Raw genomic sequence first — 10803 nt, forward strand, 5'->3', positions numbered from 1 at the left:
CGCCCAGCCTGGACGCCCTGCTGCCCCCGCTGACCCCGGACCCCGACTTCGGGCTCACCACCGCCGGCTCCCCCGACCGCGGGCTGCTCCGGGCCCCCGTCGGCCTGGTGGACCGCCCCTTCGAACAGGTACGGGACCTGCTCACCGTCGACCTCTCCGGCGCCGGCGGGCACGTGGCCGTGGCGGGCGGCCCGCAGAGCGGCAAGAGCACCCTGCTGCGCACCCTGATCTGCGCCCTCGCCCTCACCCACTCCCCCCGCGAGGTGCAGTTCTACTGCCTGGACTTCGGCGGCGGCGCGCTCTCCGCGCTGGCCGGGCTGCCCCATGTCGGCGGCGTCTCCGGCCGACTGGACCGGGAACGGATCTCCCGCACCCTCGCCGAGGTCAACTCCCTGCTCAACCGCCGCGAGCTGTTCTTCCAGGAGCAGGGCATCGACTCCATGGCGTCCTTCCGCAAGCGGCGGGCCGCCGGGGAGTTCCCCGACTCCCCGTTCGGCGACGTCTTCCTGGTGGTGGACGGCTGGTCCACGGTCCGCGCCGACATGATGGACCAGCTCGACACCTTCCAGGGGATCGCCGCCCGCGGCCTCAACTACGGCATCCACCTGGTGATCAGCACCTCCCGCTGGGTGGAGGTCTCCTCCGCGCTGCGCGACCAGATCGGCACCCGGCTGGAGCTGCGCATGGGCGACCCCATGGACTCCGGCATCGACATCCGCAAGGCGGGCACCGTCCCCACCATCCCCGGCCGGGGCCTGAGCGCCGACAAGATGCACTTCCTGGCCGCACTGCCCCGCATCGACGGGCAGGAGCGGGCCGAGGACCTCTCGGAGGCCCTGGCCGACCTGGTGGAGGCGGTCGCCGAGAGCTGGGACGCGCCCGCCGCGCCCCCGGTACGGATGCTGCCCACCCACCTGGAGGCGTCCGAGCTGCCCGAGCCCACCGAGCCGCTGCGCATCGCCATCGGCCTCGACCAGGCGGAGCTGGAACCGGTGTGGCACGACTTCACCCAGAGCCCGCACCTGTTCCTGGCCGGCGACACCGAGAGCGGCAAGACCAGCGCCCTGCGGCTGATCGCCCAGCAGGTCATGGCCCAGCACACCCCCGACCAGGTGCGCTTCCTGGTCGCCGACTACCGCCGGGAGCTCATCGAGGCCATCCCCGAGGAGTACCGGCTGGGCCACGCGGTCTCCGCCGACCCGCTGCGGGAGTACGTCGGCGGGGTGGCGCGCGCGATGGCCGAACGCACCCCGGGGCAGGACATCTCCCCCGCCCGGATGCGGCGCGCCGACTGGTGGGCCGGGCCCCGCCTGTTCGTCCTGGTCGACGACTACGAGATGGTCGGCTCGGGCTTCGACGGCCCCTTCGAACCGCTGCTGCCGCACCTCCCGCTCGGCTACGAGGTCGGGCTGCACATGGTGGTCGCCCGCGCCACGGCCGGGGCGGGCCGCCAGGACGCGCTGCTCCGCAAGATGCAGGAGGTCAACTCCTCCGCGCTGCTGCTCTCCTGCCCGCCCTCGGAGGGCCACGTCCTCGACGGCGTCAAGGGACGCACCCTGCCCCCGGGCCGCGCCCAGAGCGTGGTCCGCCGCAAGGTGGGCCTCCTGCAACTGGCCTTGCCGGCACCGATCGAGGAACGCGAGGAGGACTGAGCCTGGGAGCAGTCGCGGCGCGCTGAACCGTTTCCGGGTAATACAAGCGGCCCTCCTACAGCGAGGGTCGTTTGTATTACCCGGAGTCGACCGGGGCCTGGTTCGTGTGCGGCTCTCTCGGCGGCTAGTCGGGTGCTTGGCGCCATGGCGTAGGTGGAGGCCCGCGAGCCCGGGGCGGATAGGAAACCGCGCATCCCGGACTCGCGGGCTACTTGAGGGCTCTACTTCATGGCGACGACGTAGACGCTGCCCCAGCGGCGCTTGGGGTTGGCCATAGCGGGGTCGAACGTCCAGGGTGCGACGGTGGTGAAACCTGCCTCGGTGAAGAGCTGGACAAGCTTCTCGTGGTCGTAGGCCCACAGGTGCGGGGTGTACGTGGGGTCGTCGTCCTGGTCTCGGAAGACGAGATTGACGAGGTCGAGCCGCGTGTTGATGTCGCCACGGCAGTTGCGCTTGGCGTACCAGCGCTCGATCGTCTCGTCGGTGGCGTCAAGGGGGCCGGGGTACTGGCTCAGGGCGAAGGCGGCGTCGGGAACGCCGGTGATGATCCGGCCGCTCGGCACGAGGACGCGGTGGGCCTCGCGGACGTAGTGCTTGGCCGAGCGTGGGTAGTCGATGTGCTCCAGAAAGTGCTCGGAGAAGATCTCGTCGGTGCTCTCGTCCTGGAGGGGGATGCCCTCGCGGATGTCCCAGAGGAGGTCGGCCGGCGGGACGAGGTCGATGTTGAAGAAGCCGTCGATGCGATGGGCTCCGCCGCCGATCTGGATCTTGAGGGGCTTGTCGTCGATCCGACCGTTGGGCCAGGCGCGCCGGCTGGCGTGGTGATAGCGGTGGAGTGCGATCTCCTTGGCGGCGGCCCGGAGGATGCGGGCGAGACCATGGGTGGTGGCGGGGTCAGCGAGGACGGAGTCGATCTGCTCGCCGAGGAGGTCGACCGAGGGCATGCCGGAGGGACTCATCACGGGTCTCCTGCGTGTGAGGTTGCTTGGGGTGGGGCGGAACGCGGGTGACGGGTGCGGTGATCAGGCGACGCTGGGCGCGGGGGCGGCCCATTGGTTGTTGCGCATGAGGGTGTACTTGATGTCCACCAGCCGCGGGGCGATGGTCAGCGAGAGCTCTTCGGCCTGGTGGAGGTGGCCGGCATCGTCCTGCTCGGCGCGCCAGACGCGGTAGTCGAGGTTGGGGTAGGCCGGGTTGATGCCGATCTCGCCCTTGGGCATCGTGCCGTTGAACGGGGCGACGATGTCCATGTGGTTCCAGTAGTTCCAGGCTTGCAGCGCCTTGTGCTGGTCGAAGTAGAAGTAGAAGTCGGGGTAGCGGCCGAAGGTGCGCAGTTCCCGGTGGATGAGGTGACCGAGGAGCGGTCCGAGCTGGGTGGCGAGGGAGTCGAACTCCCAGCGCGTGTGGTGCCAGGCTTCGGGGGCGTCGCCGGGCGCGAAGAGGCGGGCGGCGGCGAGGTAGCTGATCCGTTTGACCAGGTACGCGCTGGCGTGGCTGGTGTCGATGGTTGGGTCGACCTGGTGGATGAGGGCGGCCAGCTGCTTAGGGCAGGGGCGGAATCTTGCGAGGTCGAATTTTCCCGCCATCGCGGGGAAGGAAGCGAACAGCATCTCCTTGTACAGCCAGTTGTTCAGCTCGCCGAGTTCGGCCAGGCGCTGGGTGTGGTGGGACGTCGAGTGGAGCATCAGGTACTCGGCGACCGCTTCGAAGTACAGGTAGCCGAGGATCGGCAGCCGAGGGATCGTCTCGTCGAGCAGCCTCAGGAACGGCTCGGCGTGGACACGGGTGCCCTGGTAGGCGATGGCGGCAGCGGTGGCGAGGAAGGCGGCCGAGTTCTTCACCCTGCCGACGACCGTCTCGCGCAGCTGGTGCCGCTCGTTCTTGCTCAGCAGGTATTCGAGGTGGGTGTAGATCTGCAGGTGAATGAGGCCGAGCCGCAGGTAGTCCACACCGGCGAGCCCACGGTACGCCTGCGGCGGGGTCTCGATCTCGAAGATTAGCGGGGTGGGCACGCGGTCGGTGACGCCGAGTTTGGTCAGGAAGGCCGGAGCTTCCTTCGTCAGGACGTAGGCGCCGAGGTTGTGCATGCGGAAGCCCTGATCAGTCGCGGTGAGCGGCGCGCAGTAGATGCTTCCGACGAGACAGCCGCCCGACGGGTAGAGCACTCCCTGCCTGCTGATCTCCTCCAGGGCATGGGTGACATGCAGCAGGTTCAGCTTGCCGTCTCCGCTCAGGGCCTCGAAGAGGGCGTTCTGTCGCAGCAGGTGGCCGTTCGGGGTCTCCTCGGCGAGACGTCGCTGCCAGCCCGCAGCCTGGGCGGCGAGCGGGTCGGCGTGGCCGGCAGGGCTGGGGACGAGGGTGGAGTCGAAGAAGGCATGGGCGTCGGCCCACAGGTGGTAAGCGTCGAGGAAGTCCATGGTCAGACCAGGCCCTTCTCGGCGAGTGCGTAGCGGACGGCCGCAGTGCCGTTGGCCCCGGCGAGGTAGGCGCGCTCCGAGACCAGGACAAGGTCGAAGGCGAGGCCACGCAGCTGGTCGAAGGCGGGCTCGCGGACGTACTGGGCATCCGGCCACCACTTCAGCTTCGGCAGGCGGTAGCGGTCCAGGGCATCGGCGGCCTTGACCACGTCGGTGATGCGCTCGGCCCGGGCGTGGTCGGCTTGGTCGTCGGCGGTGAACGCCTCGTAGGGCACGTCGTGCAGGCGGATGGCGGTTGCCGCCTGGACGATCTGCCGTGGACTGGCGGTGAGACCGAAGTGGCCCCAGACGGTGTCGGCGTTCACGGCGAGCCAGATGGCCGCGCGGGCGCCATGTCCGCGGTCGTCCTGGTCGTGCCATCGCTGGCAGTCGTGTCCGGCGGCGGCGAGGACGGCCGTGGCGGTGTCGGTGTCGTCCAAACCGTTCGCCTCGGCGAGGACGGCGGCGAGCGCCGCCGTCCTCATGGCGTGCCGTACGCCGTGGAGCGAGGTGTATAGGCGGGGGTCCGCCCACCACCGGGTGGGCAGCCCGTCGTACGCGAGCAGCTCCTTCGACAGCGGGCGCAAGGCGGGCGCCGGAGTCGGTGGAAGGTCGGGCCTGTTGTCGCCGATCCACGCGACGGTGGCCTGGTCCATGTACTGGTGGAGCGGGAGCTGCCCTCGGGCAGCCAGGTCGATCAGACTTGCGGTCAACGGGGTCGTGTTCACTCGTGCCCACCCCCTTGGTGGTCTACGCGGTGATGTTCCCTACCGGATCGGCGCGGCCTGCTGTTCGCGCTCCTTGCGCTCCTTCTCGGCGGCCTCGAAGGCGGCCGTGAAGTCGGCCAGCTCCTGCTCCGTCATCAAGGTCACCCCGAGCGCCGTGGCGACGTCCGTGATCCTGGCCTCCGCCTCGGCGTGGGCGGCGTCCGAGGCGCCGTCCTCCAGCAGGACTTCGAACTCAGCGTGGTAACCCCACGCCTCACTCCACTTGACCGCGATCTCGACGTCGTCGAAGCGGAAGTTGTGACGGAAGTTGAACGCCTCGTGCATGGCCGTCTCGAACCCGAGGGCGTTGAACACCTTCACCGCGGCGGCAACGTCAGCGGGGGCGATGGCGAACTCGGTCTCCGCAAAGGCCGCGCCCTGGCCGATCTTGCTCCCCTTCAGGGTGATCTTTGCAGTACCGGCAGCGGTGTTGTCGGTGACCTTCAGGAGCTGGTCGGGGAGCACGTAGAAGTAGATGTGCTTGTCGTCCTGGCCCAGGTCCTCCCCTTCCGCCTTCAGGCGGGTGACGAGTTGGTCGTGGGCCTCCTTGGTGAAGCGGGCTCGCATCTCGATCTCGACGGCCACGGGGCTTTTGCCTCCTCGTTTCAGGCATGGCGAAGCCAGCCGGACTATGCCATGCATGGGCTGTCCGGGCGGGTGATCGCTATGGGATTGGTGGTCGAGCGGGGGTGATGCGGCCGATGCGGGTGCCGACCGCACCACCCCGGCGGATCGGTGGGTGTCAGCTGAGGGTGCCGAAGCGCTCCTCGACGACTCCCGAGTGCAGGAATGTCGGGAGCTGGACGCCTCCGACCGACGTGCGGCCGGTGGCGACCTGCTCCTCCGTTTCGCTGGGGAAGCCCTCCAGCAGACGCAGGCACTGCTGGGCCCACTCACGCGACGCGGGCCAGTTGCCCAGGTCGCGGTGGCGTGCAGCCAGGGCGTACGCGGTCTCGGTGGCGGCCCATCGGTCGGTCGCCAGCTCACGCTGGAAGACCGACTCCAGTTCGTCGGTGGAAACCAGGCGGGTCAGGTTGGTCATGGTGCCCTCTCGGATCAGACGGTCGTGCCCCAGTGGTGAACAACGCCCCGGCATCCCCACAGTGACGCCGCGGCCCGCCTGCTAGTACGTGTAGATCTCGGCCAGCGTCTTGTAGTCCTGCAGCTCTTCCTTGCCGAACCACAGCTCCACCTCCTGCTTGGCCTCCTCCGCGTTGCCGGAGGCATGCACGAGGTTCGCGACCGCCTTGCCCGAGGCGATGCTGGCCGCCGCGCTGTAGTGCGAGAAGTCCCCCCGGACCGTGCCGGCCGGAGCCTGGTTCGGGTAGGTGCTACCGACGATCTTGCGGACGGTGGCGATGGCGTCGAAGCCCTCCAGCACTAGGGCGATGACCGGCCCCTGCTGCATGAACGTCGCTGTGACGTTGTAGACCTCCGAACCCAGCCGTTCCTCCAGGTCGAAGTAGTGCTGGCGGGTGAACTCGCCGTCCATCCACTTCATCTTGGTGCCGACGATCTTCAGCGCGGCGTCTTCGAATCGAGTGATGATCCTTCCTGCCAGGCCACGCGCCAGCGCATCGGGCTTGAGCAGGACGAGCGTGCGCTCGACAGTGTGTGCCTGAACCTCGGTCATTGACTCCCTCTCGCCTTGCTGGCAAACGAACATGACGGTTGATCAGCCGCCTCTTCTGAGGTTACCGGCGCTGGCAGGGCAGATCGGGCGTGCGGGCAATGCCCCGAACGGGCGAACACTGGCCATGGTGTGGCCGATCAACCGACTGATAGGCCCGATTCGGCCAACTTCTCCGTCTTCGCTATCCGCTGGGAGTAGGCACCTAGAATCTCCTCGTGTTCAACTGGCGCTTTGGCGCCTCTCACGCACCTCCCAGGGACTGAGCCTCAGGTGACTCCTTGCCCCTGGTAATTCCGATTCTTCCGGGGCTCTCCTCGCGTGGCCATGAAGTGCCTGTGCAGTGGGAGTGCACTTTTGGCGCGCGGATCCCTGCACCGAGGCGGCGAGAGGGAGCAGTCTTGTGGACGTGATCGAGCGCTGGAGCGGCGGCTACGCCTGTCTGCTGCAGTCCGCCCTACGACTCGGCAACGAACAGTTCGCCGCCCACCTGGGCATCGCGGTGAGGACGGTGGCCGCCTGGCACTCCGACGAGTCCATCGTGCCTCGCAGGGAGATGCAGCAGCTCCTCGACACGGCCCACGAGCAGGCTTCTCCGGCTGCGCGACAGCGCTTCGCACTCCTGCTGGCTAAGGAACGGAGCCCAGTGGACTCGACACCGCCAGGCGCGCAGGCACTGCGGGTGGCCATCGCGGTGGTCATCCGCGACAGCGATGCCCTCCTGGTGTGCCGGCGGGACGACGCCGCTGCTGGAATCACATGGCAGTTCCCGGCCGGGGTCATCAAGCCCGGAGGCAAGGCGGAGACCACCACCGTGCGGGAGACCTTGGACGAGACGGGTGTCCACTGCGCGGTCCGGCGCCATCTCGGGAACCGTCTCCACCCTGTGACCGGCGTGCTGTGCGAGTACTTCCTGTGCGAGTACCTGGCCGGTGAGGCCACCAACAGCGACGTGGCCGAGAACGTCGACGTCATGTGGGTACCCAGAAACGCGGTGCCCCGCTTCATCCCCGTCGATACGATCTTTCCACCCATCCTGGCCGTCCTGGAGGAGCAGACGTGACGCAGCAGAACCTGGACGAGCGCCCGAGTATCGCCGCCGCCATCGTCGTGCACGAGGGGCGTGTGCTGATGGTGCGCCGCCGGGTGAGCGAAGGACAGCTCTCCTGGCAGTTCCCGGCCGGAGAGGTCGAGCCCGGCGAGGCCCGCGAGGACGCCGCTGTGCGGGAGACCCTGGAAGAGACCGGGTTGACCGTGACTGCTGTGAAGCTGCTCGGTGAGCGCGTCCACCCGAAGACGGGGCGACTGATGTCGTACGCGGCCTGCGAGGTGCTCGGCGGTACCGCTCATGTCGCTGACACGGAGGAGCTGGCCGAACTGGCTTGGGTGGCTCGCAGCGAGATCCCGCAGTACGTGCCGTACGGGCTGTTCGGGCCGGTGCAGGAGTACCTCGACGCCACCCTGCCTTCCTGAGTACACCAGGGCCTGGCTGCGGGCCATACGCTGCTGACTGCCAGCGGCGCCGTGAAGAACACGCGGCCAGGAGAGCTACCGGCCATCCAGCCGCACTGGACAGGCGCGGTAGAGACGAGGCGCCCCCACGCGGCCGCGGTGGCCGTGCGGGGGCGGGTGCCTAGCGCCAGGGGTCGAGGGCGTGTTTGCCGTGGGTCCGGCCGGCTTCGAGGTGCCGTAGCACCTCCGGTCCGTCGGCCAGGGGGTGGACCCGTGGCGTGCCGGGTGGGTAGACGCCCTGGGCGATGAGCGCTTCCAGCTCGGCGAGCAGCGACCGGTAGAGGGACGGGGCCGCGGTCGCCAGCGCGCCGATGTGCAGGCCCCTGATCTGGGCGTGGTGGGTGAAGACCAGGTCGTGGGTGGTCACGGTGGCGTCGCCGGACGCGGCGCCGAACACGACGACGCGCCCGGTGAAGGGCTTGGCGACCGCCAGGCTGGTCTCGAAGGTGGCCTTGCCGACCGATTCCAGGACCAGGTCGACCCCGCCGGTCAGGCGGGTGATCTCCGCGGCCAGATCGGGGCGTCGGCTGTCCAGGACCTCGTCGGCGCCGAGCGCCTTGACGGTGGCGTGCTTGGCCGGTGACGCCGTGGCGATCACGCGGGCGCCGTAGTGGCGGGCGAGCCGCACGGCGGCCTGCCCGACGCCGCCGGCCGCGGCTTGGACGAGCACCACCTCACCGGCCTTGATGTCGCCCAAGGGCTTGAGCGCCGCCAAGGCGGTGGCCCAGTTCAGCACCAGGCCGAGGGCCTCCGCGTCGCTCCAGCCGGACGGCACGGGCAGGACACCGGCGGTCGGCATCGTCATGTACTGCGCGAAGGCGCCGGGGCCGACGCCGATGACATGGGTACCGAGCGGCAGCGGGCTCTCGACGTCCGGGCCGATGCCCACGATCTCGCCGGCGGCTTCGAATCCCGCCACGTAGGGCGCCCGCGGGCCGCCTCCGTACGTTCCATGGGTCTGCATGACGTCCGCGAAGTTGACTCCGGCGGCGCCGACGCGGATCAGGTACTCGCCGGGCCCCGGGGCGGGGCGGGGCCGATCGGTCGTGAGGGCCATGTCCTCCGGTCCCCGGTGCGACCGCTGGACCAGTGCTCGTACCGTCTGCTGCTCGTTGGTCTCCATGGGGAGAACGTAGGAGTCTGCCACTTGCGTCAAGGTCAAGCGGGTGTCAGGAACCGGTGCGGCGGGCCTGACGGAGATAGGCGTCCAGTGCCGCCTGCTGTTCGCTGAGGTGGGCGATTCGGGCGGCCAGCCGATCGCGGTAGCTCTCCACCTCGTGGAGGAACTCCCCACACACCGCGTCGGCGCCGGCATCGTGCCCGCCCGTCAGCTGGGGCAGGACGTCCCTGATCAACCGCACGGGCAGGCCGGACTCCAGCAGCGAGCGGATGACGAGCACCCGGTCGATCGTGGACTGGCAGTAGTCGCGGAACCCGTTGTCGAAACGGCCGGGGACGATCAGCCCCTCGTCCTCGTAGTGCCGCAACGATCGTGCGCTGACACCGCTCACCCGGGAGGCTTCGCCGATCTTCATGTCCGGTGGCAACGTCCGGGGGCACCGCTGTCTTCCGGCATCGACGACCTCATGCCGGGCGGCACCTACCCGTCGTACCGCCCCGGTCGCCACCCGCGGGCCCGGCCTCGGGGGAGGATCACCGCGAGGAGTCCGACCAGGAGGATCGTGCCGGTGGCGGCGGCCGTGATCAGGTAGGCGGTGTCGCGGGCGCCCGCGGTGTCCGGGTCCTTCGCCAGACGCACCGGCTTGGTACCGGTCGTGATGGTGAACGTCCGGTCCGGGACGACCGTGGACACCGCCCCGTACGGGTCCAGCGCCGGGATGTTCCCCGGGTAGGCGCCGGCCAGCAGCCGTTGCCGTACCTGGTCCGCGTGGAGCGTGGGGTGGTAGGAGCGGACCAGGGCCGCCGTGCCCGCGGTCACCGCCGCCGCCAGCGAGGACCCGGAGGCCGTCCACTTGCCGTCGCCCACCGGACCGGGACCCACCAGGGCGCCGCCCGGGGCCGTCAGATCGGCCCGGGTGTACGGCGGGGCCTGCTCCGGACGGACCCCCTGGGGGCCGGTGTCCAGCACCGCCAGCGCCTCCTTCGGGGCCGCCGGGGCGGGCTTGGCCTTCTCCTGGCCGGAGGGCACGCTGTCCGCCGCCGCCGGGACGATCACCAGCGCGTCCGCCCGGCGGGCCGCCGCCATCGCGGCCCGTACCCGCTGGTCGGAGCCGTCCAGCGGGGCGGTCACGGTGATCACGTCGGCGCCCGCCTCGGCCGCCTCCCGCACCCCGTCCGCCAGTCGGGCCGGATCCGGCTCACCCCGCTGCCCGGTGCCGCGCACCGCCAGGATCCGCGCCTCGGGCGCCACCCCGGAGAACCCCTGCCCGGGCAGGCTCGCCCCGGCGACCAGGCCCGCCTGGAAGGTGCCCCGGCCCACGCAGTCCTGGCCCGCCGCGCCCAGCGCCTTCACCCGGCCCGCCAGCACGGCCGGATCGTCGCTCACCCCGGTGCCCACCACCGCCACCGTCACCCCGCGCCCCCGGGACAGCCGCCACACCTGGTCCAGGCCCAGCGCACCCCGGGTCCACGGCGCCGCCGCGGTCCGGCGCCCCTGCTGGGTGGTGCACTCCTGCCCCGGCGGCAGCCGCTCCGGCATCCCCGGCAGCGTCGTCCGGTCCCCGTCCCGTACCTCCGCCGCCGGCGCGGCGGGGGCGGGCGCCAGCGCGGCGAGGGTGAGGGCAGACAGGGCTATGGCGGTACGGCGACGCATGGACGTCCTCGGG

At 70.2% G+C, this 10803-nt stretch carries 12 protein-coding genes; 3 read left to right on the top strand and 9 right to left on the bottom strand.

Annotated elements, in window-relative coordinates; genetic code table 11:
• On the top strand, positions 1–1652 hold a 1652-nt coding region (gene eccCb / locus E4099_RS21555), incomplete at its 5' end, for a type VII secretion protein EccCb (RefSeq protein ID WP_135340752.1).
• A gap of 221 nt (positions 1653–1873) precedes the next feature.
• On the opposite strand, the gene E4099_RS21560 is transcribed toward eccCb, so the two are convergent.
• The 6 genes from E4099_RS21560 to E4099_RS21585 form a co-directional block, all read right to left on the bottom strand.
• Positions 1874–2611 carry a class I SAM-dependent methyltransferase gene (locus tag E4099_RS21560; protein ID WP_135340753.1) on the bottom strand — a complete coding sequence of 246 codons (738 nt, stop codon included), beginning with the start codon at positions 2609–2611 and terminating at the stop codon, positions 1874–1876.
• Between the two features lie 63 nt (positions 2612–2674).
• Entirely contained in the window at positions 2675–4069 is a 1395-nt protein-coding gene (locus E4099_RS21565; RefSeq protein ID WP_135340754.1) for a hypothetical protein, read from the bottom strand.
• Between the two features lie 2 nt (positions 4070–4071).
• Positions 4072–4836, bottom strand: coding sequence for a hypothetical protein (locus tag E4099_RS21570; RefSeq protein ID WP_135340755.1), 765 nt, complete (start codon positions 4834–4836; stop codon positions 4072–4074).
• A 39-nt stretch (positions 4837–4875) separates the two neighbouring features.
• Complete coding sequence (locus E4099_RS21575) at positions 4876–5460, bottom strand: hypothetical protein (protein ID WP_135340756.1); 585 nt, start codon at positions 5458–5460, stop codon at positions 4876–4878.
• A gap of 157 nt (positions 5461–5617) precedes the next feature.
• On the bottom strand, positions 5618–5917 hold the full coding sequence (locus E4099_RS21580; protein ID WP_135340757.1) for a hypothetical protein: 300 nt from the start codon (positions 5915–5917) through the stop codon (positions 5618–5620).
• Positions 5918–5998: 81 nt separating this feature from the next.
• Positions 5999–6508, bottom strand: a complete 510-nt coding sequence (locus E4099_RS21585) for a nucleoside-diphosphate kinase (RefSeq protein WP_135340758.1) — start codon at positions 6506–6508, stop codon at positions 5999–6001.
• Positions 6509–6908: 400 nt separating this feature from the next.
• Between E4099_RS21585 and E4099_RS21590 the strand changes: the two genes are divergently transcribed.
• On the top strand, positions 6909–7568 hold the full coding sequence (locus E4099_RS21590) for an NUDIX hydrolase (protein ID WP_135340759.1): 660 nt from the start codon (positions 6909–6911) through the stop codon (positions 7566–7568).
• Positions 7565–7978 carry an NUDIX hydrolase gene (locus tag E4099_RS21595; RefSeq protein ID WP_135340760.1) on the top strand — a complete coding sequence of 138 codons (414 nt, stop codon included), beginning with the start codon at positions 7565–7567 and terminating at the stop codon, positions 7976–7978. The genes E4099_RS21590 and E4099_RS21595 overlap by 4 nt, the downstream gene beginning before the upstream one ends.
• Before the next feature lie 160 nt (positions 7979–8138).
• Here the strand turns inward: E4099_RS21595 and E4099_RS21600 are convergent, their stop codons facing one another.
• The 3 genes from E4099_RS21600 to E4099_RS21610 all read right to left on the bottom strand — a co-directional run.
• Entirely contained in the window at positions 8139–9140 is a 1002-nt protein-coding gene (locus E4099_RS21600; RefSeq protein WP_135340761.1) for an NADPH:quinone oxidoreductase family protein, read from the bottom strand.
• A gap of 46 nt (positions 9141–9186) precedes the next feature.
• Positions 9187–9552 (bottom strand): MerR family transcriptional regulator, encoded by a 366-nt coding sequence (locus E4099_RS21605; RefSeq protein WP_135340762.1) that lies wholly within the window; start codon positions 9550–9552, stop codon positions 9187–9189.
• A gap of 65 nt (positions 9553–9617) precedes the next feature.
• Positions 9618–10803: S8 family serine peptidase (locus tag E4099_RS21610; protein WP_280923515.1), on the bottom strand; the 1186-nt coding region annotated here is incomplete at its 5' end.

The sequence above is a fragment of the Streptomyces palmae genome, assembly GCF_004684805.1.
Classification (GTDB): Bacteria; Actinomycetota; Actinomycetes; order Streptomycetales; family Streptomycetaceae; genus Streptomyces; species Streptomyces palmae.